This window comes from Streptomyces hyaluromycini (assembly GCF_002217755.1).
In the GTDB taxonomy this organism is placed as follows: Bacteria; Actinomycetota; Actinomycetes; order Streptomycetales; family Streptomycetaceae; genus Streptomyces; species Streptomyces hyaluromycini.
Genome location: NZ_BCFL01000017.1, coordinates 642,053 through 665,084, shown reverse-complemented (window position 1 = coordinate 665,084; position 23,032 = coordinate 642,053). Strand labels below are relative to the sequence as shown.

The 23,032-nt window shown below is 73.4% G+C and carries 20 protein-coding genes; 8 read left to right on the top strand and 12 right to left on the bottom strand.

The features are described 5' to 3' along the window. Nucleotides 1-96: 96 nt before the first annotated feature. The 3 genes from SSP29_RS10925 to SSP29_RS10915 form a co-directional block, all read right to left on the bottom strand. Nucleotides 97-2,154, bottom strand: coding sequence for a VWA domain-containing protein (locus tag SSP29_RS10925; RefSeq protein ID WP_089100352.1), 2,058 nt, complete (start codon nt 2,152-2,154; stop codon nt 97-99). A 302-nt stretch (nt 2,155-2,456) separates the two neighbouring features. Continuing rightward, on the bottom strand, nt 2,457-4,445 hold the full coding sequence (locus SSP29_RS10920) for an FUSC family protein (protein WP_089100351.1): 1,989 nt from the start codon (nt 4,443-4,445) through the stop codon (nt 2,457-2,459). Between the two features lie 466 nt (nt 4,446-4,911). Next, nucleotides 4,912-5,718: an alpha/beta fold hydrolase gene (locus SSP29_RS10915; RefSeq protein ID WP_089100350.1), complete on the bottom strand. Its 807-nt coding sequence runs from the start codon at nt 5,716-5,718 to the stop codon at nt 4,912-4,914. A gap of 74 nt (nt 5,719-5,792) precedes the next feature. Between SSP29_RS10915 and SSP29_RS10910 the strand changes: the two genes are divergently transcribed. After that, entirely contained in the window at nt 5,793-7,118 is a 1,326-nt protein-coding gene (locus SSP29_RS10910) for an aminotransferase-like domain-containing protein (RefSeq protein WP_089100349.1), read from the top strand. Nucleotides 7,119-7,131: 13 nt separating this feature from the next. Here the strand turns inward: SSP29_RS10910 and SSP29_RS10905 are convergent, their stop codons facing one another. The 3 genes from SSP29_RS10905 to SSP29_RS10895 form a co-directional block, all read right to left on the bottom strand. Further along, nucleotides 7,132-7,725: an HAD family acid phosphatase gene (locus SSP29_RS10905; RefSeq protein ID WP_089100348.1), complete on the bottom strand. Its 594-nt coding sequence runs from the start codon at nt 7,723-7,725 to the stop codon at nt 7,132-7,134. Between the two features lie 113 nt (nt 7,726-7,838). Continuing rightward, entirely contained in the window at nt 7,839-8,792 is a 954-nt protein-coding gene (locus SSP29_RS10900) for a hypothetical protein (RefSeq protein WP_245883093.1), read from the bottom strand. 330 nt (nt 8,793-9,122) lie between these two features. Further along, entirely contained in the window at nt 9,123-9,563 is a 441-nt protein-coding gene (locus tag SSP29_RS10895; RefSeq protein WP_089100347.1) for a hypothetical protein, read from the bottom strand. Between the two features lie 132 nt (nt 9,564-9,695). Between SSP29_RS10895 and SSP29_RS10890 the strand changes: the two genes are divergently transcribed. After that, the gene (locus SSP29_RS10890) at nt 9,696-10,847 is read left to right on the top strand and encodes a PP2C family protein-serine/threonine phosphatase (RefSeq protein WP_089100346.1); all 1,152 of its coding nucleotides are present in this window, start codon (nt 9,696-9,698) and stop codon (nt 10,845-10,847) included. A gap of 89 nt (nt 10,848-10,936) precedes the next feature. Further along, nucleotides 10,937-11,995 carry a hypothetical protein gene (locus tag SSP29_RS10885; RefSeq protein ID WP_089100345.1) on the top strand — a complete coding sequence of 353 codons (1,059 nt, stop codon included), beginning with the start codon at nt 10,937-10,939 and terminating at the stop codon, nt 11,993-11,995. A 215-nt stretch (nt 11,996-12,210) separates the two neighbouring features. Here SSP29_RS10885 and SSP29_RS10880 read toward each other — a convergent pair whose 3' ends face one another. Beyond that, nucleotides 12,211-12,975, bottom strand: a complete 765-nt coding sequence (locus tag SSP29_RS10880) for an NPP1 family protein (protein WP_089100344.1) — start codon at nt 12,973-12,975, stop codon at nt 12,211-12,213. A 273-nt stretch (nt 12,976-13,248) separates the two neighbouring features. Beyond that, the gene (locus SSP29_RS59625; RefSeq protein WP_089100343.1) at nt 13,249-13,434 is read right to left on the bottom strand and encodes a hypothetical protein; all 186 of its coding nucleotides are present in this window, start codon (nt 13,432-13,434) and stop codon (nt 13,249-13,251) included. A 112-nt stretch (nt 13,435-13,546) separates the two neighbouring features. Between SSP29_RS59625 and SSP29_RS10870 the strand changes: the two genes are divergently transcribed. The 4 genes from SSP29_RS10870 to SSP29_RS10855 all read left to right on the top strand — a co-directional run bounded on the left by SSP29_RS10870 (nt 13,547) and on the right by SSP29_RS10855 (nt 18,586). After that, on the top strand, nt 13,547-14,890 hold the full coding sequence (locus SSP29_RS10870; protein WP_089100342.1) for a helix-turn-helix domain-containing protein: 1,344 nt from the start codon (nt 13,547-13,549) through the stop codon (nt 14,888-14,890). A 167-nt stretch (nt 14,891-15,057) separates the two neighbouring features. Beyond that, nucleotides 15,058-16,665: an amidohydrolase gene (locus SSP29_RS10865; protein ID WP_089100341.1), complete on the top strand. Its 1,608-nt coding sequence runs from the start codon at nt 15,058-15,060 to the stop codon at nt 16,663-16,665. A gap of 140 nt (nt 16,666-16,805) precedes the next feature. Further along, nucleotides 16,806-17,810 carry a permease gene (locus SSP29_RS10860; protein WP_089100340.1) on the top strand — a complete coding sequence of 335 codons (1,005 nt, stop codon included), beginning with the start codon at nt 16,806-16,808 and terminating at the stop codon, nt 17,808-17,810. After that, complete coding sequence (locus tag SSP29_RS10855; RefSeq protein ID WP_089100339.1) at nt 17,807-18,586, top strand: TIGR03943 family putative permease subunit; 780 nt, start codon at nt 17,807-17,809, stop codon at nt 18,584-18,586. The genes SSP29_RS10860 and SSP29_RS10855 overlap by 4 nt, the downstream gene beginning before the upstream one ends. An 18-nt stretch (nt 18,587-18,604) precedes the next feature. On the opposite strand, the gene SSP29_RS10850 is transcribed toward SSP29_RS10855, so the two are convergent. From SSP29_RS10850 to SSP29_RS10835, 4 genes are all read right to left on the bottom strand, one after another. Continuing rightward, entirely contained in the window at nt 18,605-19,390 is a 786-nt protein-coding gene (locus tag SSP29_RS10850) for a hypothetical protein (protein WP_089100338.1), read from the bottom strand. 120 nt (nt 19,391-19,510) lie between these two features. Beyond that, the gene (locus SSP29_RS10845; protein ID WP_089100337.1) at nt 19,511-20,050 is read right to left on the bottom strand and encodes a MarR family winged helix-turn-helix transcriptional regulator; all 540 of its coding nucleotides are present in this window, start codon (nt 20,048-20,050) and stop codon (nt 19,511-19,513) included. A gap of 177 nt (nt 20,051-20,227) precedes the next feature. Then, on the bottom strand, nt 20,228-21,142 hold the full coding sequence (locus SSP29_RS10840; protein ID WP_089100336.1) for an SDR family oxidoreductase: 915 nt from the start codon (nt 21,140-21,142) through the stop codon (nt 20,228-20,230). Continuing rightward, nucleotides 21,139-21,792, bottom strand: coding sequence for a TetR/AcrR family transcriptional regulator (locus SSP29_RS10835; protein ID WP_150133923.1), 654 nt, complete (start codon nt 21,790-21,792; stop codon nt 21,139-21,141). Before SSP29_RS10835 ends, SSP29_RS10840 begins: the two co-directional genes overlap by 4 nt. Before the next feature lie 385 nt (nt 21,793-22,177). Between SSP29_RS10835 and SSP29_RS10830 the strand changes: the two genes are divergently transcribed. Further along, entirely contained in the window at nt 22,178-23,008 is an 831-nt protein-coding gene (locus SSP29_RS10830) for an alpha/beta fold hydrolase (protein WP_089100334.1), read from the top strand. Nucleotides 23,009-23,032 lie beyond the last annotated feature (24 nt).

The following is a 23,032-nucleotide window of genomic DNA, read 5'->3' as shown; positions in this document are numbered from 1 at the left end:
TAGCCGACATGTGTATGCCGCCCGCTTCCCGTTTTACGGGCTGAGAAGCGGGCGGCATACGGGGGAGTTCTACCGGCTCTACGGGCCGGAGGAGTTCTACGGGCGCCAGTCGATCAGGAGGCCGTCGTAGAGCTCCGCGTCCGTGAGCTCCAGGGGGGTCGGGCCCGCGTGGAAGAAGGCCGCGTTGTCGGTCTTCAGCTTGCGGAGGTAGTCGAAGGCCTTGTTCTCGTGCTCGCCGAAGGCGACGAAGGAGAAGAAGACGGAGGGGTGGGACTTCGCCGCGTCCGTGAGGGACTGGGTGGCGGGGGTCTTCGCGTCCGGGGCGCCGTCGGTCTGGAAGACGACGAGGGCGGGGGCGGCCGGGGTGGCGTCCTTGTCGTGGTGCTTGTCGTAGTGCGCGAGTACGGCCTCGACGGCGGCGTGGTAGCTGGTACGGCCCATGCGGCCGAGGCCGGCGTGCGCCTCGTCGATCGCGTTCTCGGGGGAGGCCGGGGTGAGGTCGGTGGTGCCGTCGACCTCGGTGGAGAAGAAGACGACGTGGACGGAGGGGGTCTCGCCGTCCGGGGTGAGGCGGGTGGCGAGGGCGAGGGTCTGGTCGGCGAGGGCCGCGGCGGAGCCGTCCTTGTAGTACGGGCGCATGCTCGCGGAGCGGTCGAGGACGAGGTAGGTGGCGGCGTGGGTGCCGGTGAGGCCGGCCTTGGCGAGCGCGGCCTCGGCTTCGCCTTCGGCCGGGGTGTCGGAGTTCCCGCCCGCACCACCCGTGACGGTCTCGTTGTCGGGTGCGGGTGGCCCCTGCGGGGCGGATTCGCCGTCGGCGGCCGCGGCGGGTACCGGGGCGACGGCCTCGGCTGCCGCCGCGACCGGTTCGGGAGCGGGTTCCGGGGTGGTGTCGGCGGTGGTGTCCGGAGTGGCTTCCGCGACGGTTTCGGCCACCGGCTCGGGGTCGGACTGGGGCTCGGCTGCGACGGCTGCGACGGCTGCGACCGGCTCGGCCACTTCGGCCTCCGGCTCCGGGGCCGCCTCCTCGGTCACCTCTGCTGTCGGCTCCGGTTCTGCTGCCGCCTCGGCTTCGGCTTCCGCCGCCGGCTCGGTGTCGGTCTCGGCCTCAGCCTCGGCCTCGGGTGCCACCTCGGCGACCGGCTCCGGCTCCGGCTCCGGCTCGGCTTCGGCGTCCGGCTTCGCGACCGGCTCGGACTCGGGCTCGGCCACCGGTTCCGGCGTCGGCTCAGCCGCAATTTCGGCGACCGGCTCAGCCTCGGCCTCCGGTTCCGGCTCGGCTTCGGCGTCCGGCTTCGCGACTGGCTCGGACTCGGGCTCGGCCACCGGTTCCGGCGTCGGCTCAGCCGCAATTTCGGCGACCGGCTCAGCCTCGGCCTCCGGTTCCGGCTCGGCTTCGGCGTCCGGCTTCGCGACCGGCTCAGTCTCCGGTTCCGGTGTCGGCTCGGCCGCAACCTCGGCGACCGGCTCAGCTTGAGTCTCCGGTTCCGGCGTCTGCTCGGCCGCAACCTCGGCGACCGGCTCAGCCTCGGCCTCCGGTTCCGGTGTCGGCTCGGCCGTGATCTCGGCGACCGGCTCGGCCTCCGGCTCCGTGGTCACTTCAGCCACCGGCTCGACCTCGGCCTCCGGCTCCGGGGCGGCCTCCTCGGTCGCCTCGGCGACCGGCTCCGGCTCGGCTTCCGCCACCGGCTCGGCCGTCACCTCGGCCTCGATGTCGGCCACCGGCTCCACCGTCGGCTCGGTCTCGGCCTCGGGTGCCACCTCGGCGACCGGCTCCGGCTCGGCTTCGGCGTCCGGCTCGGCCTCGGGAGCCACCTCGGCCTTGACCTCGGCGGTCGGCTTGGCGTCGGCCTCCTCCGTCGGGTTTGCCTCAGGTGCGGTCTCCGGTGTGCCGACCTCCACCTCCGGCTCGATCAGGCGGGTCGCCTGCTTCGGAACCGTTACGTTGTCGAAAGCCGCTGAGACCAGATCGTGTTCGTCGGTCGTTGCCGGGCGGGGCTCCGGGACCGCGGCCGGGGTTTCCGGTTCCGGGGTCTTCTGCGGAGCCGCCGGGGGCGGCGTCGACTGCGAAGGGAGCTGGTCCGCACCCTCTGCCTCGGCAGGGCGCGGCTTTCGCGACCTGCCGAATGCGTTCCGCAGGAGAGTGAGAATGCCCATGTGCGCAACCCTTCGCGTGAGTTGATACCCGTCAATCGCTGGCCAGGACGGACACGTAAGGTTAGCGGCCCCAGGTTGCGATCTTGGGGAGGGTCGATGACTCCTGTCGGGCGTACGGCGGTCGAGTCCCGGCCCGTCGTCAAGTCCCCCTCGGCCGCGTTCAGTTCGACTCCCGTTCATCCGGCGGCCGTTCGTGTGCGCAAACACGCCCTTACTGTCACGCTCACGCCAAGAGCGCGCAAGGGTGGAGTAAAGCGCGCAAACTGCCGCCCGGAGGGCATCGGCCGTACCGGCCGGGAGCGTCAGTGGGGGGAGGCGATCGCCCTCGCCGCCGCGACCTCCTGGCGCAGCGGTTCCAGGACGCTGTCCGGAGGGCCCGCGAGGTCCGTGCGGACCGCGACGAGGGTCTCCGAGCGGCGGACGCCCTCCGCCAGCTCGCGCAGTTGCAGGGCCACCTGGCCGACCTCGGCCTGGGCCGGCGGCGATGCTCCGTGCCGTACCCGGACCCGGGCCGCCGTCGTTGCGTCGACGATGCGTTCCACGGCTACGACCAGGGGCCACCAGGCGGCCGCCCGGCGGCCGGTGGGCGGCGGCTCGGTCAGGGCGCGCTGGAACTCGGTGCGGATGACGGACAGGTCGCGGTAGAGGCGGCGGCGCATCCGGGCGCGGGCGGCGGGGTTCGCGCCCGCCTTGAAGGCCAGCTCGACATAGGCCGCCGTGTCCGCCACCGCGTCGGCCAGGCGGTCGCCGACCCGGGTGCGCCAGCTCTCCGGCCAGAGCAGGTAGCCGGCGATCAGCGCGATCGCGCAGCCCATCAGGGAGTCCAGGAGGCGGGGCAGGAGCAGGGCCGTGCCCTGGTGGTTCAGTACGTCGGAGAGAAGCAGGATCACCGGGGTGACGGCGGCCGTCTGGAAGCCGTAGCCGCGGGGGGTCAGGGCCGGGACCAACGGGGCCAGGATCATCATCACCGGTACGTCCCACCAGCCGCGCGGCACCACGGTGAGGACCGTCGCCGCCACCACCAGGCCCGCCACCGTGCCGACCGCGCGCAGCAGCGCCCGGGAGAACACCGAGCCGAAGTCGGGCTTGAGGACGAAGGTGATGGTGAGGGCGACCCAGTAGGAGCGCGGGACCGGGACCAGGGAGACCAGGGCCTGCGCGATGCCGATGCACAGGGCGAGGCGGATGCCGTAGCGCCAGGAGTTGGCGGAGAGGACCACGTTGCGGGCGGCCCGGGCGGTGCGGATGCCGAGGGCGGCGGGGAGGCCCAGGCGGTCGTCGATGCCATGGGGGTCCCTCCCGCTCAAGCGAAGCCGAGAGTGGGGGAGGGCCGACGCGGGGGTGGTGGCGACCTCGGCCACGTGCCGCAGGGCGTGGTCGACGGCGCGGCCGGTCTCGTTGACCGGCTGGGGCAGGTCCAGTCCTATCGGGCCGGTGTAGCCGGTCTCGATGGCGTCGGCGATGTGCAGGACCGCCGCCGGGACCTCGGGCGGCAGCGGCTTTCCGGCGAGCCGGGCGAGCCGGACGGCGGGGGCGGCCTCCACCACCGGGGTGATCGCGTTCAACTGGGCGAGCATCCGGGTGAGTTCGCTGCTGCGGCCGCGGTACCGGGCGCGCCGGGCCAGGATCAGGTCGTACGACTGGTTCAGCGACTCGGTGACGGTGCGGCGGGCGCGGTCGTACGCCTCGTCGTCGGAGTCGCTGACGGACAGCAGGTCGGCGACCGTGCGGTAGGTGGCGGCGACCGCGGAGCGTTCCGGTACGCCCGAGCGCAGCGGCCAGGCCAGCAGGGCGAGCAGGAGGACCAGCAGGCCGCCGCCGGTCATCAGCACGGGGGTGAGCCACCAGGCGCCGGGCAGCGGGAGGCCGGCGCCGATCACCGAGTTGAGCAGGAGGAGCAGGCCGGAGACGGAGGACACCGCGCCGATCGTCGAGATCATCCCGGAGAGCAGGGCGATGCCGGTGATGACGGCGACCGTCAGCCAGCCCTGGCCGTAGACCAGCGAGCCGGCGGTGACGCCGACGGCGCCGAAGAGCTGCGGGACCGCGATGTTGAGGATCCGCATCCGGTAGGCGTCGGCGGTGTCGCCGATGACCCCGGACAGGGCGCCCATCGAGGCGAGTGCCCCGTAGGCGGGCTGTCCCACCGCGAGCCCGACGGCGAGCGGGAGGCTCATGGCGAGGGCGGCGCGGGCGAGGGCGGCCCAGTTGAGGGGGGCGGCCTGCTGGGGCCGGAGGTTCCTTACCAGCCAGTCGGGCGGGGTGAGGCCGATGGGGAACTCGCGGGACATGCGCCCATTATCAGGGGCTGTGCCGGTGGAGGGTGCTGTCCACGGCGAGGGCGGCTACGCCGGTGAGGCCGAGGAGAAGCGGCCCTGCCGTCCGGCCCCCCGAACCGACGCCCACGGCTGCCGGGGGCACCCCATCGGGGGCTGCCGCCCCCGGACCCCCGCTTCGGCCTGAACGGCCTCGTCCTCAAACGCCGGACGGGCTGGAGAGTGGGGGTGCGGGCCGGGTTTCGTCCGCGCGCGCTGGGCGGGTTGGAGAGTGGGGGGTATGGAGCGGCTTTCGTCCACACGCACCGGACGGGTTGGAGAGTGGGGGTGTGGGTTGGGTTTCGTCTGCGCGCACCGGACGGGCTGGAGAGTGGGGGTGCGGGTCGGGTTTTGTCTGCGCGTGGTGGGCGGGTTGGAGAGTGGGGGTGTGGGTCGGGTTTGGGTTTGGGGGTGGATGGACCGGTGGGGCACTTGTGCGAGATCACGAGTTTTCGTCCACGCGTGTCAGGAACTCCTTCAGCGCCCGGTTGAACTCCTCGGGGCGTTCCAGGTTCGGCATGTGGGATGCCCGGTCGATGATGTGGAGGGTGGCGTCGGGGAGGAGGGCGTGCATGGCCTCGGCGTCGGAGACGGGGGTGTATTCGTCGGCCGCGCCCACCACGACCAGGGCCGGGACCGTGACCTTCGTCAACAGCGGGCGGTAGTCGGGGCGTTCGGCGCGGCCGCGCAGGGCCGCCGCCGCGCCCTCGGGGTTCGTGGCCGTCATCATGCGGTGGACGTGGGCTTTCACGTCGGGGTGGGTGTGCGGGGCGACCATCTTCTCCAGGACCTCGTCGGCGTAGCCGCGCATGCCCTCGCGGAGCAGCCGGTCGGCCATGGCGTTCCGGGTTTGTCTGCCCTCCGGGGTCTCCGGGTCGGGGAAGGTGTCCGCCAGGACCAGGCCCCGGACGCGCTCGGGGCCGAGGCGGTCGTAGCACTCCATCGCGATCTGGCCGCCCATGGAGAGGCCGGCGAGGACGCAGGTCGTCACGCCCAGCGCGTCGAGGAGTTCTTCCAGGTCCGCCGCGAAGCGGGAGAGCGGGGTGATGCCCGGGGTGACCGGGGAGGCGCCGTAGCCGCGCAGGTCGGGGGCGATGACCCGGCGGGTGGCGGCGAAGGCCGTCCGCTGGGGGTGCCACATCGTGCGGTCGAAGGGGTGGCCGTGGATGAGGAGGAGAGGGGTTCGCGTGGTATGCGGTTGATTGTCGTCATGGGTGGTGTAGTCGTCGTATGAGAGGAAAGGAGGCATGTGGTCGACCCTAGGGATCTTCGGCCCATCGGTGCAATAGAATCTTTGCCCTCGGTGCAATGAGGGTGGGGGCCATGGACGACTTCCGGGGGATCGCCGACCGGATCGCGTTGGACATCGCGCGGGGGCGGCTGCGGGCCGGGCAACGGCTGCCGCCGCAGCGGGCGTTCGCGCGGCGGCACGGGATCGCCGCCTCGACCGCCGGGCGGGTGTACGCCGAGCTCGTGCGGCGGGGGCTGGTGGTGGGCGAGGTCGGGCGGGGCACGTTCGTGCGGGCCGCGCAGGCGGCGCCTCAGGGGCGGGCGCTGGTCGAGGACGGCGCCGCCCCCGTCAACCTGGAGCTCAACTACCCGTCCGTGCCAGGGCAGTCGGAGCTGCTGGCCCCGGCCCTCGCTCCCCTGCTGCGGCCCGACGCGCTGACCGACGCCCTGCGGCCGGCCGCCGCCGACGGCACCCGGCACGCCAGGGAGGCCGCCGCCGAGCTGCTCGCCACCGGGGACTGGCGGCCCGACCCCGGCCGCATCCTCTTCACCGGCAACGCCCGGCAGGCCATCGCCGCCACCCTGGGGTCCCTGGTCCGGCCGGGCGGCCGGATCGGGGTCGAACCGTTGACGTATCCGCTGGTCAAGGAGATCGCCGGGCGGCTCGGCGGCACGCTCGTCCCGGTGCGGGCGGACCAGGAGGGGCCTGTCGTCGAGTCCGTCCTCGCCGCGCACCGGTCCGCGCCGCTCTCCGCGCTCTACCTCCAGCCGACCCTGCACAACCCGACGTCGGTGACCGTCCCGGCCGAGCGCCGGATCCAGCTGGCGCGCGCGGTGAGCGACGTGGGGCTGCCCGTCGTGGAGGACCGGATCTGGTCGTTCCTGCACCGTGGCCCCGAGCCGCCGCTCGCCGCCCTCGCGCCCCGGCTCGTGCATCTCGTGGACGGGCTTTCCAAGCGGGTCGCGCCCGGCCTCACCGCCGGGTTCGCCGTCGTACCGGAGGACCGGGTGGAGGCGGTGGCTGCCGCCGTGCGGTCCGGGGGGTGGAGTGCGGGGGCGTTCGCGCTGGAGGCGGCCGTGCGGTGGATCGGGGACGGGACCGTGGCGCGGCTGGTGGCGGCCAAGCGGGAGCAGGCGGTGCGGCGGCAGGGGCTCGTGCGCGAGGTGCTCGACGGGTTCGCCGTACGGAGCGATCCGTCAGGGTACTTCGCCTGGTGGGAGCTGCCCGAGCCGTGGCGGGCGGACGCTTTCACGGCGGCCGCGGCCGCCCGCGGGATCGCGGTCACGCCCGGTACCGCCTTCCGTGTCGACCCGAAGCGGACGCCGGACGCGGTACGGCTCGGGCTCGCGTCGGCGGGGGAGCCGGAGCTGGTGGGGGCGCTGCGGACGCTGGCGGGACTCGCGGCGCAGCGCCCCTGAGGCGGCCCCCCGGTCAGTCCAGCAGGCCGTCGTAGTCCGGCAGCTTGTAGGTGGTGTCGGCGTAACCGCCGGACAGGTCCGTCGTGTTGTTGCCGATGTTGGCGATGATGTCGTAGCCGTTCGCCTCGATCGCCTTGCGCTGCGAGGTCTTGAAGTCCGCGACGGACTCGGTCAGCAGCTGGGCGACCGTCCGCGCGTAGAGGCCGTCGACGGTGTAACCGACCGACTTCAGGTTCGCCTTGGTCACCACGTTGTACAGGTCGCTGCGGGCGCTGACGAAGAACACGCTGACGCCCTTGGCGTGTGCGTCCTGGGCGAGGGCGAGCACCGGCGGGGTGGCGGGGATGGTGATGCCGCCCTCGAAGTAGGTCTCCAGCGAGGTGTTGTCGATGTCGAGGACGATCGCCTGCTTGGCGCCGGAGCTGTTGGCGGCGGCACGGCCGTCGATGTAGGTCTGCGCGGGGCCGGTGACGGCGGCGACGTCGGACAGCCACTGGGCCTCGGTGACGGTCGAGTCGGCGGCCTGCGCGGGCAGGGCGGCGGCGAACGACAGGGCGAGGCCGGCCGTGAGGACGACGGCGGCTCGGCGCGCGGCGGGACGGTTCATCGGTGGGGGCTCCTCAGCTCACGTCGGCCGCCGGTGTTCCGTACCGGTGGCCGTCGTTCCGCCACGGTGGTCGGCCGGGGCGCCCGCCGGGTGACCCCTGGAGAAGCAGCCGGTTACATGACTGGCATGTTCTGGTCAGGAGTCTGTGAATCGGCCCTGAGGGACGCGGAATCGGCTGTGCCGGCGGCCGCCTGCCGCGCCTCCGCACGCTTGGACCGGCGCAGGCGTCCGCCGGTCCAGGCCACCGCGGCCACCGTCAGGCCCAGGGCCAGGAGCAGCCAGGAGACCGTGCGGAGGGTGGACGTCAGGGCGTCGTAGACGGCGGCCGCGGCCGGGTGCGAGACGTCCGGCGGCAGGTCGGCCAGGGTGAGCCGGCGGCCGGCCGAGAGGGCGAGGCCGAGCAGGCCGCCGCCCAGGGCCGTGCCCAGCGCGGTCGCCGTGACCGCGCGGCGGCGGCGGACGGCGAGGGCGATGCCGCCGGCCGCGAAGACGACGGCCGCGACGGGAAGCCAGAAGCCGGCGACTTCGAGCACGTGGAACCCCTTCCGGAGCTGGTCCAGTTCGGCGGCCGGGAGTACGGCGACCGCCGTGTGCTGGACCGGGATACGGGCCGCGAGCGGCACATGGTCCTGGGTGAGCTGGTCCTTGACCTGGGCGGTGACCGGGGCGAGGTCGACGGTCACGGGCTCCTCGCGCTCGCCCTGGAGCGCGCGCAGCACGGCGTCGTGGGTGGCCCGGTTGCCGGCGTCCCAGGCCAGCCGGAACGCCCGGGTCTGGGTGAAGGAACGGACCGCCTCGCGCACGAACGGCGCCACCGTGCCCCGCATCGGCAGGCCGACGTCCACCTCGCGCATGATGCCGTCGCCGACGGTGTCCGCCACGGCGTCCCGGACATCCGGGTCGTCGGCCAGCGGTGCCATCGTGCTGACGTACTGTCCGGTGTCCGCCAGCCCGTACGCCGCCCAGGCCGCGAGCGCGCCGAACGGCAGCAGCAGGCAGGCCAGCGCGATCAGCACGGCCGACAGGACGCCCCGAAGGCGTGAGGGCGGCGCGGGCCGGGGAGGCACTGGGGGCACGCTTCCAGGCAAGCCCCTGAGGGCCGGTCAGGCGAGCGGTGTGACTGCATTCGGGGGCATCGCGGGGCGCAGGTCAAGCCGAACGGGCGCTACGACGGCCCCGGCCCGCCCGGAAACCCTTGGGGCGCCGGGCTCCGGTGGAGGGTTGACCCGAACGGGTGTTTCCTGGTCTGGGAGCGGCACGACCGGAGCGGTTGCGCAGGAACGTCGCCGGGTGCCCGCAGCGGCCCCCGGCGACAGGTGAGGGGAAAAGGGGAACGCGTGGGCCCCGGCCATGGGGGCCGGGGCCCACGCGTACGCGGTGCACGCCGGGCTGCGCCGCTACCGGATACGGTGTCCGGCCGCGTCCTCGTGCGTGTAGAACCGGTAGAACATCAGGATGAACGTCACTGCCGCGATCGCCAGCGACATGCCGATGGACCGCAGGATCGAGTCGCCGCTCTGGCTGTACAGGAAGCCGAAGGCGATACCCATGAAGGCCGTCCACACCAGCGCGTGCAGCTCCCGCGGCAGCCGTGGGGCATAGGCCAGCATGGCGTACAGCACCACCGCGAAGCCGAGCGCGGTCAGGAAGCCGAACAGCAGGTTCCAGCCGGTGATGGGCCCGCCGCTGCGCCGGTTGGCCGCGGCCCAGTAGCCGTAGATCAGCCCGGTCACGATCGGTATGGCCACCCGGGCCCTGGCGTGCACCTGTGCGCTGAACACGTCGGGCGTACGGCCGCTCCGGGGCATACCGCCGGACGTGGGTGCCGCTTGAGCCATGAGCGTGCTCCTCTCTCCTCGCCCCCACCCTCCAGAGCACACCTGCGGCCACCCCCTGGCAAGTCGGTCGGTACGGGATTCCGCGTCCCGTACGACGTGCGGTGCGTCCCCGCCCGTGTTTTCCTGACTCTCGTGACCGACCACCAGGCCCTGCGGCGGTGGCAGGAGCTGCTGCGGGCCAGGGGCCGGAGCATCGCGTGGGTGGCGCCGCTGCTGCTGCTCGCCGGGATCACGGCGGTCGACCTCAACACCACGGAGCGGTTCCGGATCATCTCCTGGATCGTCCTGGTCCCCGGTATCGCGGCGGCGGTCTGCGGGGTCTTCGCGACTGCGGTCTTCGCGGTGCTGACGGTCCTCGACTACGTCGCCGTGGACAGCGCCTGGCCCCACCAGTACCAGGCCGGGCTGCCCGGCTTCATCCTGGTCGCCTTCGCCGGGCTGCTGGCCATTCTCGCCTGCGCGGTCCGCAGGAACGGCGAACGGCGGATGCTGCACATGCGGGACATCGCCGAGACGACCCGGCGTACCGTGCTGCGGCCGCTGCCGCCGGGGTGGGCCGGCCTCGACCACGCGGCGGTGTATCTCGCCGCCGACACCCAGGCCCGGGTGGGCGGCGACTTCTACGACATCCAGCCGGGGCTGTACGGTACGCGGGTGCTGGTCGGGGACGTCCAGGGCAAGGGGCTGGGGGCGGTGGAGACGGCGGCGGCGCTGCTGGGGACGTTCCGTGAGGCCGGGTACCACGAACGGGACCTGGCGACGGTGGCCGAGCGGCTGGAGACCCGGATGGTCCGGCACCGGCGCCACACGGTGGCGCTGGGCCGCGACGACGGCGACCGCTTCGCGACGGCGGTGCTGCTGGGGTTCCCGCCGGGGGTCCCGGACACCGTGGAGGTGGTCAACTTCGGCCACGAGCCGCCGCTCGCGGTGGGACCGGCGGGCGTGCGCTCTCTGCCGCCGGGTGACGGACTCCCGTTGGGAATGGCCGACCTGGCCCCCGGCACCGGTCCTCCGCCGACCCTGACCGTCACCCTGGCCCCGGACGAGACCCTCCTCATCACCACGGACGGCGTCACCGAAGCCCGGGACGCGCACGGGAGGTTCTACGACCTCACGGACCAGCTGGTCCGTGAGGTGAGCGCCGACCCGCGCACGGCCGACCCCGCCCGTCTGGTCGCCCGGGTCCGGGACAGCGTCATGCGGCACAGCCGCGGCCGCCTGGCCGACGACACCACGGTCTTCGCGGTACGCCGAACCTCCTCGGGTCCGGTGCACCCGGGGTGACGGACCGTCCAAGCCGCCCGCTTTGCAGGCGCAGCGGATAACGTGCTGGTCTGACCCGAGTGATCCTGGGGAACAAAAGGGAGGGGCCGATGCCCGGAACCGTGCTGCTGCTCGCGGCCTCGCCGATCGGCAAGGGGCGTCTCGTGGACGCCGCCTCCGTGCTCCCCGTACTGGCCGCCGTCGCCCCGGCGATACTCTCCGGCACCGACACGGCCAACGTCGTCGAACTCGCCGACCCCCTGGAGCCGCAGGCCGTCCTCACCCGGCTGCGGGCCGCCGCGGCCGCCCCCGGCCCGCTCACCGTCTTCGTCACCGGCCAGCTGCACCTGGACCGCAAGCAGCATCTGCCGCACCTGGCGCTCGCCCGCACCACTGCGGCGACCGTCCGCTACACCGGCGTGCCCTGGCACTGGATCCGCGAGGAGCTGCGGCTGCGCCCGCCCGGTGCCACCACCCTGGTCGTCGACCTGCACGCGGATCCCGAGACCTGGCGGTACCTGCTCACCACGCCCCTCGACTCAGGGCGCAACAACGCCGTGCACGGCCGTGTCGCACCTCCGCCCGCTCGCCGGGAGGTCGCCTCGCCGTCGTACATGAAGGCCGTGGCGACCGTGTTGCGCAGTGGGCACCGGCCGGCCATGGAGGAGCTGCATCAGCAGGTGCTGGCGCGGCTGGGTGCCGAGGCGGCCACGAACATCCTGCTCAGCTCGCGGACCCGGCACGACGGCTCCGATCCGCATGACGCCATCAGCGCCGCCGTCCGGGCGGGGCGGTACGCCGAGGCCGACGAACTGGCCGTGCGGTGGGAGCGGGCGGCGGCGCGGGTGCACGGGCCGGCTTCCGAGGACGCCCTGCACTGGTCGGAGGTACGGGCCGATCTGGCGATGTTCGCGGGGGACGCGGCGCGCAGTTGCCGTACCTGGCTGACCGTCGCCGGCGCACGGCTGGGCGCCGGGCAGCCGGCCGACGCACCGGCCGTGGAGGCGGCCGTGGACCGGGCCCACCACCAGTGGGGCGCCATCAAGGACGCGGCCCGGGCCCGTGAACTCGGCCCTGTGCTCGCGGAGCTGAGACTCAGGGTGCCGGGCCGCCGGGAAGGCGCCCTGGACCATGTCCAGCAGCACCTGCGGCAGCTCCAGACCAACTAGGCGCTCCGCTGTAAGTGCCGCGATGTGCCGTCTGCCGTCTGCCGTCTGCGGCGCCGTCGTGGCTGGTCGCGCAGTTCCCCGCGCCCCTTCAGGGCGCTTCGCCGGACCCGCTTGGACACTCATGACGAACGGCGCGACCCCGGTGTCGCGGACCGCCGCTTCCCGGCATGGCGAGGCATTCGCGAGAACGCCTCGCCGCCGGACCGCCGGCCGGGTCAGGCGTACGCGTCGAACGTGATCGCGCTCGGCTTGGCCTTGTTGAGGTGGTCGTCGAACTTGGCGTCCTGGAGCGGGAAGTTCGCGTCGCCCCAGTCGGAGGCGTTCAGGATGTCGCGCAGGTTGGAGACCATGTTGTCCCAGGTGAGCAGGTTCTCCTGGTGCCAGGCGGCGTCGTCGTTCTCCGGGGTCTCGCCCCACTTGGCGAACCGGAAGTCGTGGGTGCTCAGACCGTCCTTGTGGTAGACGACCTGGACGCGCTGGCTGCTCATCGGGACGTCGGCGACCGCCTCGGTCTCGAAGTCGCCGTGCTGGGAGGCGGACAGGTACGACGGGTAGTCGGCGCCCTGCTTGACCCAGACGACGATGCACTCCCAGTCGTGGCGGTGCCCGATGCCCGGGGAGGCCTCGTCCTTCTCGAAGTAGCTGGCGTAGATGATCCCGCACCAGCCGTTGTTGCACTTGGCCCGCGAGTAGGTGTTGGCGTGGTCGAGATGGCCGGTGCGGCAGCTGCCGGTGACGGAACCGGTCGGCTTCAGGCCGCCGTTGAGGTTGCCGTCGGGGTCGATGGCGGCGGCGGGGTAGCAGCTGTCCGTGTCGTAGTCGTACAGCGGCTCGAAGAACTTCTGGAACGTGGTCGCGTTCTCCGGGAGGTTCTGGAGCACGCCGGCGGAGGCGCTGAAGGGGAGGGCGAGGGTGAGCGCGGCGGCGCTGCCCGCGACGGCGGCGGCTCGGCCGAGGCGGCGGGTCCTGGTTCGGGACATCGGGGGGCTCCAGTCGACGGTCCGGGGTGCGTGTGTGCGTTGACGCGGTCCGTTGGTACGGTCCTTTTCGTCCCGGACATGACATCCGGGTGGAGACCAAGACTGGCAAGTTGAGAGTTCAATGGAAGGGCTTTCTGTCAAACAGGGGGCGGCAATTCGCGGAACTGATCAACGTGCGTACACAGCGGAAAAGCCCCCGGCGGGACAGGGGGAGGGTCCCGCCGGGGGCGATCGTGGGGTGGGGGGGGTGGCCTGGTGGCGCGGGGCAGGCTCCTAGTGGCCGGCGGTGTGCCGGGCGGTCGCCGCGGCCGGGGACCCGGGGGAGCTGTCCGTCGCTCTGGCCGGGCCGGCGTTGGCGGCGGTGATAAGTGCGGCCACGGCAATGACGGCTGCCGCTATACCGCGGGCGTAACGTGCAGTGGGGCTTGCGGTGGGGCGTGCGGATGTGCGTCCGGGCACGGCGACCTCGCAACAACAGGGGCGGGTTAAGCACGTTTAATTCGCGGTTTAACCTAGGGGTTGGCAGAGCGCAACGGCAAGGGGTCCAGGGGGAGTTGGGGGTATTGGCAAGATGCAGGAACGGGACGATCCGGAGACCATCGGGCGGCGGGTGCAGCAACTGCGCACCGAGCGGGGGCTGACCCAGCGGCAGTTGGCCGAACCGGCCTACACGCCCGCGTACATCTCCACGCTGGAGGCCGGGCGGGTGCGGGCCTCCGACGAGGCGCTGCGGCACATCGCGGGCCGGCTCGGCGTCGGCTTCGAGGAGCTGGCCAGCGGGCGCCCCGCGCACCTCGCCACCGACCTGAGGCTGCGGCTCACCGAGGCACAGCGCACCCTGGCCACCGGCGAGGCCGAGACGGCCGCGGCCCAGTACGCCGCCCTCTTCGAGGAGGCGGAGGCGCACGGGCTCGCCGTCGAGCAGGCCACCGCGCTGCTCGGGATGGGCGAATGCGCCCTGGACACCGGTGAGCTGGGGCAGGCCAGGGAGTTCTTCGAGCGGGCCGAGCTGTGGACGGCCGACGAACCGCTGCCGGTGCGCGTCCCGGCGATCCGCGGCCGGGCGGTCAGCCACTACCTCGCGGGTGAACTCCGTTACGCCGTCTACCTCCTTGAGACCACACTCGACGAACTGAACCGCAGCGGCCTGCACGACCCCGACGCCCTCCTGCTCCTCTACGCCTCCGCCATCGGCCCGTACATGGACATGGGCGCCCACGCCCGCGCCGCCCAGGCCGCCGAACTCGCCCTCGCCCTCGCCCCGCAGGCCGGCGACCCCGCGCTGATCGCCCGGATGCACCGCTCCGTCGCCCGCACCCTGCTCGCCGAGGGCCGGGTCGCCGAGGCCGACGCCTCCCTGGGCAAGGCCGCCGAGCTGTACCGCCAGCTCAAGCTCCGTACCGAACTCGCCAACTGCCACTGGATGCGCGGCTACGTCTACGCCCAGAACGGCGAACTGGAGCGTGCGGAAAGCGAGTTGCGGGAGGCCCTCGCGATGCTGTCGGAGACCCGCGCCGCCCTGTACCGCAGCCAGGCGGCGGTCGAGCTCGCCGACGTCCTGCACCGCCGGGGCAAGTCCGACGAGGCCGCCGAGCTGCTGCACGACGTGCTCGGCGACTTCTCCTCCGAGCGCGGCGCGGTCCACTCGGCCGCCGCGCACCGGCTGCTCGGCATCATCGCCGAGGACGCCAGGGACACGGAGGCGGCAGAGGAGCACTACGTACGGGCGCTGAGTCTGCTGGAGCGGGCGGGCGCGGCGGGCGACCTGGCGGACCTGTGCCGCCTGCTGGGCGACCTGCTGCGCCGCACCGGCCGGGTGGAGGCGGCCCTGGACGCGTACCGCACCGGACTCGGCCACCGTACGGCCCCGGGCACGACGACCCTGGGACCGGCACCGGCCCAGCCACCGCTGTAGGGCCGGCCTTTCCGTTCCGCCGCCTGTCGCATGATCCGTGCGAGAGGCGGCGGGAATGGCGTGTTTCCTGCACTCGCACCCTCGATATGGCGGCGAACCACCGATCGGCTTCTACAACGGTCTCGTCAGCGAAACCTTCGCGACGCTGCGAGCTGAGGGAGAAGACGATGACCGACCACGGAGCCGACCTGCTGGTCCGCGCAGGCGCGGTGCACACCCTGGTGCCCGGCCAGGCCCCGCAGCGGGCCCTGGCCGTGCGCGGCGACCGGATCGCGGCCGTGTCCGCCGACCCGCACGGCCTCGACCACCTGGTGACCGAGCGGACCGAGGTCCGCGACCTGCCCGGCGCCACCGTGCTGCCCGCCTTCGACGACACCCACACCCACATGATCTTCGCCGCGCTCGGCGCCCAGGACGTCCCCGTCCACCAGGCCCGCACCATCCCCGAGTTCCTGGACCTGATCCGGCAGCGGGCCGCGGTCACTCCCGAGGGCGAGTGGATCCGCACCACCACCAACTGGCAGGAACTGAACCTGGCCGAGCGCCGCATGCCCACCGCGGCCGAACTCGACACGGCCACCGACCGGCACCCGGTCCTGGTCAAGCGCGGCGGCCACAACGACGTCGTCAACAGCTACGCGCTGCGCCTCGCGGGCATCACCGAGGACACCCCCGTACCGCCCGGCGGCACCATCGGCCGCGGCGCCGACGGCAGGCTGGACGGCCGGCTGATCGACAACGCCCTGCACCTGGTCGAGCACCTGGTCCCGGCCCCGGACCGGGCCCAGCGCATCGAGGGACTCCGGATCGCCTCCCGCGACTACGCCGCCACCGGCATCGGCACCGTGCGCGACTGCGCGGTCACCCCCGAGGACTACCGGGTGCTCCGGGCCGCCCGTGCGGCGGGCGCGCTGCACACCAGGGTGCGCGCGCTGGTCTCGGCGCTCGGCATGACCAGCGCCGCCCAGGTCGAGGACCTGCTCGACGTCATGGTGGAGTGGCGCGACACCTCCGACCCGTGGCTGTCGGTGTGGGGCGTGAAGTTCGGCCTCGACGGCGGCCTGGAGGCCGGCGCCACCGAGCAGCCGTACGCCTGTGACCACGCCTTCTCCGGGATGCTGATCTGGGAGCCGGACGCGCTCGTCGAGGCGGTCGAGGCGGTGGTCCGGCGCGGCTGGCGGGTCGGCACCCACGCCTACGGCGACCGCGCCGTCCGCACCCTCCTCGACGTCTACGAACGCGTCCTGGACCGCAACCCCGGCCTGCCCGCCGGCTCGCTGGTCATGGAGCACGGCGGCCTCGCCGGCCCCGAGCAGCGCGCCCGCGCCGTCGCCCTCGGCATCCCCGTCACCATCCAGCAGCCGCTGCTGCACGACACCGCCGAGGTCGAGGAGGTCTTCTGGGGCCCGGAACGGGTCGCCCGCCTCTTCCCGGCCCGCGGCTGGATCAACCTGGGCGCCCAGGTCAGCGCGGGCTCCGACTTCCCGGTCGGCCAGTTCGGCGCGATGCGCTCGGTGTGGGGCATGACGACACGGCAGACGGTCATCGGCGTGAAGGGCCCCGAGCACGCGATCTCGTACGAGGAGGCGGTGGCCCTGCACACCACCCAGGCGGCCCGTCTGACGGGCGAGGACCGGGTACGCGGCACCCTGACCCCGGGCCGCTGGGCGGACTTCACGGTGTGGGACCGGGACCCGGCGAACGCCTCCGGCGAGGAACTGCGGGACCTGAGGCCGACGCACACGGTTGTGGGCGGTGTCCTGGTAACGCGCTGAGCTGTGGCGCCCCGACAGGGGCGCGGGGCTGTATCGATTTGCGGCTCCGCCGCGTGGGCGCGACAAGCCCCCACCGGCCCGCACCCGACACACAGCCATCTCTGTGCCGAGTAACAGCCCCCTTCATTAGCGTCTCCGAAGTGCACAACCAACGGACAGTAGCCGACGGCCTGCGTCTCCTGACACGGGCCGTCGTCCACGTGGTCCTCGGCGGCACCGCCCTCCTCGCCATCGCGACCGTCGCCTCGGTCCTGGGCCCGACCCTCGCCCTCGACCTCTACACCCCACCGGTCGCCGCCTGGTGGACCGTGTTCACGGCGGTCGCCGTCCAGGGCGTCCCCTTCCTCCTCCTCGGCACCGTCGTCTCCGCGGCGATCGGCGCCTTCGTCCCGGAGCGGGTCTTCACCCGCCTCCTCCCCCGCAACCAGGCCCTCGCCGTTCCCGTGGCGGGGGCCGCCGGCGTCGTACTGCCGGGCTGCGAGTGCGCCTCCGTCCCCGTGGCCGGCAGCCTGATGCGGCGCGGGGTCGCCCCGGCCGCGGCCCTCGCCTTCCTCCTCTCCGCACCGGCGATCAACCCGGTCGTGCTGGTGGCGACCTCGATCGCGTTCCCCGGTCAGCCCAGGATGGTGCTGGCCCGCCTGCTCGCCTCCCTCGGCACGGCGGTGGTGATGGGCTGGCTGTGGGCCCGGTTCGGCCGCGACGACTGGCTGCGCCCGCCCCGCACCGCCCGGGACTCCCACGCCACCGGCCCCCGGGCCTTCGTCACCGGCCTCCAGCACGACTTCCTGCACGCCGGCGGTTTCCTGGTGCTGGGCGCGGCGGCCGCGGCGACCTTCAACATCGCCGTGCCCCGATCGGTCCTCGACGTCTTCACCGGCTCGGCCTGGACCGCCGTCCCCCTCCTCGCGGTGCTCGCCGTCGTGCTGTGCGTGTGCAGCGAGGCCGACGCCTTCGTGGCCGCCTCGCTCAGCGCCTTCCCGGCCACGGCCCGGCTGGCGTTCATGGTGGTGGGCCCGATGGTCGACCTGAAGCTGATCGCTCTCCAGGCGGGCACCTTCGGCAGGCGCTTCGCACTCCGCTTCTCCTCGGCGACCTGGCTGGTGGCGTTGTCGTCCAGCGCCCTGGTGGGGTGGTGGCTGCTGTGAGGCGGTACGGCGGACCCGTGCTGCTCTGCCTGGTCGGCGCGGCGGCCCTGCGGATCACGCTCTTCAGCGAGCTGTACCTGCGGTACGTGCAGCACGCGTTGCGCCCGTACCTGATCGTCTCCGGGATCGCCCTGATCCTGCTGGGCGTGACGACGGCGGTACTGAGAAGCCGCACGGCGGACGGCGAGGACGGCGCGGACGGCGGCAGCGACGAGGACGGCGGCAGCGACGAGGACGGCCACGGCCATCACGGTCACAGCCATCACGGCCATCACGGTGCCGCCGGTCCCCGGATCGCCTGGCTGCTCACCCTCCCGGCTTTCGCGCTGCTGGTCTTTCCTCCCCCGGCCCTAGGTTCCTACAGCGCGGGGCGCGAGGCGGCGCAGCGGGCGGCGCAGGGGGTCGGGGCCTTTCCGGCGCTGCCGGCCGGGAACCCGGTGGAGCTGACGCTCGCCGAGTTCAGCTCGCGGGCGATCTACGACAGCGGACGCTCGCTGACGGGCCGTACGGTCCGGATGACGGGCTTCGTGACGCACGGCTCCGGCGGCACCTGGTACCTGACCCGGCTCATGGTCACGTGCTGCGCCGCCGACGCGACCACCAGCAAGGTCGAGATCCGGGGCGAGGACGCGCCGCCCACCGACACCTGGGTCACCGTCACCGGCACCTGGCACCCCAAGGGCAGGCTGGGTTCGGACGCGGCGTGGCCGCCGGTGCTGGACGCGGGGTCGGCGAAGACGGTGAAGCAGCCGTCGGACCCCTACGAGACGCCCTAGGCCGGCCCTAGGCCAGCCCTAGGCCTGGGCCCGTCCCTGCTCCCGTACCTGGGCCAGCCGCTGGACGCCGGTGTCGAGGGCCTGCCCGGTGGTGTCGTCGGGGAGGGTGCCGAGGGCGCCGGCGGTGAGGACGATCGCGTCGTCGCCGACGCGGACGACGGCGACGTCGAGGGTGAGGGTGGTGGGGTCGTCGGCGGCGGAGGGCTGCGCGGTGAGGGTGATCCGCAGTCCCTGCCGCGCGTCGCCGAAGTCCCGTAGCCCGGCGTCGGTGACCCGGACCGCCTCGGTCCCGGCCGCGGTCGTCTGCGCGGTGAACTGCCCGCAGATGCTGGGCAGGGTCCGCAGCCAGGCCAGCGTCCGGTCGACGTCGGCGGAGCGGCTGGCGTCGACCTGGTAGCGGAGCTGGGCCGCGTCGTCGCCGTCGTCCAGGGCGGTGACGGCCTGCGGACCGGCCGGGGCGCCGAGCAGTTCGTCGGTGTACAGGGCTTCGAGGAGGCGCTGGCAGCCGGGTTGGCCGGTGGCCGCCTTGAGCAGCCCGTCGTGCCAGGTGGCCGTCCCCTCCGCCGCCGTCCACGGCACGCCCAGGTCGCTTTCGCCGATCAGCGCGGCCTGCGCCTGCTCGGGGGTGAGCGCCGGGGTGCCGGTGCCGGTGCCGGGTGAGGCGGCGGGGCTGGCCGGGGCGGGCCGTTCGGCGGCGGTCGGGGCGGCGGCGGGAGCGTCGGCCTTCGGCGGCCCGGCGGCCGTACAGGCGGTGACGGCGGCGAGGAGGCCGGCCACGACCAGGCCGGACGCGGTGACTCTCATGACGGGGCCTCCCCGGGAACCAGGAGCAGCGGAACGCGTGCTCTCACGGCATCACCGCTCGGGCCCGTCCACCACCGCTCCGGTCCGTCCGGGTGAGGCGCGCCCGGTGGGCGACCCCGGTCACCGTGGGCCGGCGCGGTTGCGGGGGCCCGGGGACTGGCGGCCGCCCGAGCGGGGGGCGCGGGCGGCGGGGAGTTGCCGCAGGCGTTCGGTGTGCTCCTGCTGGATGTCCCGGCTCCGGGTCAGGTAGTCGGCGACGAGGGCGAGTTGCTCGGGTGTGTAGTGGGGCAGGAGGCGCTCGGCGGTGTCGGCGAGGAACGGGCCCATCAGGTCGTAGACACGTTCGGTGCAGTCCGGGGTGGCGCGGACGACGGTCTTGCGGCGGTCGGTGGGGTGCGGGCTGCGGGTGAGGTAGCCGAGCTTCTCCAGGCGGTCGAGCATGGCGGTGACGCTGCCGGTGCTCAGACCCAGCTTGGCGCTCAGCGCGCGCGGGGTCGTCTCCTCGACGTCGAGCAGGATCTCCAGGCAGCGCAGGTCGGTCTCGTTGACGCCCAGCAGCCGGGCGAGCTCGCGGTCGAAGTCGTCGACGGCCGCCTGGTAGCTCTGGACGACTCTGCCCAGGTCCGGGCCGGACGGACCGGGTTCCCTTTCGCTTGACATCCCAGAGGCCTCTCTGCGCGGTGATGACGGATCTGTATTCGAGATACTCGATGTCCAAGGAATCATTGGAGCAGCCATGCCGTCCACGGCGGGCACCGCCCGTTCGAGCCGGTGCCGTTCGAGCGGGTGAGCCCGGTCGGTGCCGCCGCCGTGGATCCCGGGCGCGCTCGGGTGGGGTCACAGCGGGTCGCCGAGCGGCCCGTACTCCTCCTCCAGGTTCCTGGCCCAGTGGGCGGCGAAGTCCGGCCGGCTGCCGTCGGCGTCGGTGAACCCGTACTCCTGGTACAGGCCCCAAGTCGCCAGTGCCCGCCCGGATTTGGCCATGACGTCCGGGTCCGCGGCCAGCGCGGCCACGGCCCGTCCCAGGTAGCGGGGGCTTTCGGAGTGGGCGAAGTCCGGGTCCTTGGCCACCCCCTCGCGCCAGGTGTCCTCGGTGACGCCGAAGTGCTCCAGCATGGCCTCCGAGCGCAGGAAGCCCGGCGTGAGGGCCACGGCCGCGACGCCGTGCGGCCGGAGCTCGGCCGCCTGGGCGACGGCGAGCCGGATGACCGTCGACTTCGCCAGGTCGTAGAAGAACGAACCCCGGTAGCGTGCGGTGTTGCCGTCGGTGACCTCGACGACCAGTCCGCTGCCGCGGGCGACCAGCAGCGGCAGTGCGAACCGACTGGTGATCACATGGGTTTCCACCGCCTGCCGCAGCAGCCGCAGGCCGGTGTCGAGATCCTGCTCCCACAGCGGGTGCTCCCAGTCGGTGAGCGGGTCGCCGCCCCAGACCGAGTTGACCAGGATGTCGAGCCGTCCCTGCTGCTCGGCGGCGATCCGGCCGACCAGGCCCCGGACCTCGTCGGGGCTGCTGTGGTCGGTGCGGACCGGGATCCCCAGGCCGCCTTCGGCGGTGACCTGCGCGGCGGTCTCCTCGATGGTCTCCGGCCGGTCCAGGTCGGAGCGGTCGCCGGTGCTGCTGCGGCCGGTGACGTACACGGTGGCACCGGCGGCGCCGAGTTCGACGGCGATCCCCCGGCCGCCGCCGCGGGTACCGCCTGCGACGAGGGCGACCTTGCCGGCCAGCGGGCGTGTGTCGGTCGTCGTCATGATTCCTCGTTCCTCCGGTTCCTTGCGGGGCCGGGGTGCGCGTGGGGGCGGGACGGGACGTGCGGGGACGGCAGGTGGGGGGAGAGCACGGCGTCGAGTTCCTGCCGCAGTCGCTGTCCGAGGGTGCCGTCGCGGTCGAGGGCCCAGGTCAGGCCCGCGCCCGCGGTGATCGCCTGTACGGTCCTGGCCAGCGCCGCGACATCCGTGCCGGTACGGAGTTCGCCCGCGCCGGCCGCCTCCGTCAGCAGGCCCTCGACCGCCCGCGTGCGGGCCCGGTGGACGGCCAGGGCACGCTCGTAGAGCTCGGGGTCGGTGAGGTCCAGGCAGAGGAAGGCCAGATGGCGGGCGAAGCTCTCGGGTGTGGCCATCTCCGCCATCGTCTCCACGAGCAGGGCCGACAGGGCCGCGAGAGCGGAGTCCTGGGTCCGGCGCACCCGCTCGATCAACTCGCCGGTGTCCGCCGTGGTCTGGTCGGCGAGCGCCAGGAGCAGGCCGTGCTTGGAGCCGAACCGCTGCACCAGGGTGCCGGGCACCAGTCCGACCTCGCGGGCCACGGCGGCCAGGGTGAGCCCGGCGGGACCCTCGCGCCCCATGACCCGTGCCGCGGCCCGCAGGATCACCACGTCGTCGACTCCCCGGGGACGTCCCACCAGCGCCGCCTCTCATGCTCCCGTTAATAAATGAACGTCCATTTATTAAACCGTCCGGTCCGCGCGGGGGCAACTCGCTCCGTCGGGGGCAACTCGCTCCGTCGGGGGAAACGCGACGCGCCGCCGCCCCACGTGATGCCTTGTCGGCCCCCACGACGCCTACCTGCTCCCGGGGCCGGTCGCCTACGATCGGACGGCCCGGTTCGGCAGGGGCGGCCCGGTTTCCGGTGGTGGTCCGCCTGTGCCCACCGGCCGCCGGAGAGGTCCACCCCGCGCGCCCACGTCCGTCCAGCCCCCGGCCGGCATCCGCCGCGCCGCGACGATCACGACTGCCCGCCGGCGACCGCCTCCACCCATCCGCAGCCCAGAGTGTGCAGGAGAGATGATGGCTCACGAATTCGTGCGTGTGTCGGGGCGGGAGATCGCCTACCGCCGCAGTCCCGGGCAGGGGCGCCCGGTCGTGCTGGTGCACGGCAACTCCTCGTCCTCCAGGACCTGGCGTCATCTCCTGGACGGTGAGTTCGGCAGGCGTCACCGCTGCCTGGCCCTCGACCTGCCCGGACACGGGGCGTCCCCGGCGGCGGAGCCCGGGTCGGGCGTGTACTCGGTGCCCGGCTACGCCGCCGTGCTCGCCGGGTTCGTGGACGCGCTCGACGCACGGGAGGCCGTGATCGTCGGATGGAGCCTCGGCGGCCACATCGCCCTGGAGGCGTCCGCCCTGCTCCCGGACGCGGCCGGCTACGCCGTGTTCGGCACCCCGCCCATCGGCGGACCCGGCGACCTGGCCGAGGCGTTCCTCCCGAACCCGGCGGTGCAGGTCGGCTTCACCGCGGACGTCGACGAGGACGCCGCCCGCACCTACGCCGAGTCCTTCTACGCCCCCGGCTCGCCCCTGTCGACCGCGGACCTGGTCGCCGACATCCTGGCCACGGACGGCGCCGCCCGCAGCGACCTGGGCGCGAGCCTCGCCGGGGCGACCGCCGACGAGGTCGGGATCGTCGCGACCCTCGACAGGCCACTGGCCGTCCTGCACGGCGCGGGCGAACAGTTCGTCAACCTGGCCTACCTCAACAAGCTGCACGCCCCCACCCTGTGGCGCACCGCCGTCCAGATCATCCCGGACGCCGGCCACGCCCCCCAGGAGGAGACCCCGGCCGAACTCACCGCCCTCCTCGACGAGTTCATCGCGGAGCTGCCGGTGGGTCCCCGCGCCTAGCCCGGCAGCGTCCGAAGAAGGGTG

Excerpts from the sequence above, each read along its gene's own strand:
- SSP29_RS10925 (WP_089100352.1), bottom strand. The coding sequence starts at position 2,154 with ATGGGCATTCTCACTCTCCTGCGGAACGCATTCGGCAGGTCGCGAAAG.
- SSP29_RS10895 (WP_089100347.1), bottom strand. The coding sequence starts at position 9,563 with ATGGCTCAAGCGGCACCCACGTCCGGCGGTATGCCCCGGAGCGGCCGT.
- SSP29_RS10865 (WP_089100341.1), top strand. The coding sequence starts at position 15,058 with ATGACCGACCACGGAGCCGACCTGCTGGTCCGCGCAGGCGCGGTGCAC.
- SSP29_RS10840 (WP_089100336.1), bottom strand. The coding sequence starts at position 21,142 with ATGACGACGACCGACACACGCCCGCTGGCCGGCAAGGTCGCCCTCGTC.
- SSP29_RS10870 (WP_089100342.1), top strand. The coding sequence starts at position 13,547 with ATGCAGGAACGGGACGATCCGGAGACCATCGGGCGGCGGGTGCAGCAA.
- SSP29_RS10885 (WP_089100345.1), top strand. The coding sequence starts at position 10,937 with ATGCCCGGAACCGTGCTGCTGCTCGCGGCCTCGCCGATCGGCAAGGGG.
- SSP29_RS10920 (WP_089100351.1), bottom strand. The coding sequence starts at position 4,445 with ATGTCCCGCGAGTTCCCCATCGGCCTCACCCCGCCCGACTGGCTGGTA.
- SSP29_RS10830 (WP_089100334.1), top strand. The coding sequence starts at position 22,178 with ATGGCTCACGAATTCGTGCGTGTGTCGGGGCGGGAGATCGCCTACCGC.
- SSP29_RS10915 (WP_089100350.1), bottom strand. The coding sequence starts at position 5,718 with ATGCCTCCTTTCCTCTCATACGACGACTACACCACCCATGACGACAAT.
- SSP29_RS10905 (WP_089100348.1), bottom strand. The coding sequence starts at position 7,725 with ATGAACCGTCCCGCCGCGCGCCGAGCCGCCGTCGTCCTCACGGCCGGC.
- SSP29_RS10850 (WP_089100338.1), bottom strand. The coding sequence starts at position 19,390 with ATGAGAGTCACCGCGTCCGGCCTGGTCGTGGCCGGCCTCCTCGCCGCC.
- SSP29_RS10910 (WP_089100349.1), top strand. The coding sequence starts at position 5,793 with ATGGACGACTTCCGGGGGATCGCCGACCGGATCGCGTTGGACATCGCG.
- SSP29_RS10880 (WP_089100344.1), bottom strand. The coding sequence starts at position 12,975 with ATGTCCCGAACCAGGACCCGCCGCCTCGGCCGAGCCGCCGCCGTCGCG.
- SSP29_RS10845 (WP_089100337.1), bottom strand. The coding sequence starts at position 20,050 with ATGTCAAGCGAAAGGGAACCCGGTCCGTCCGGCCCGGACCTGGGCAGA.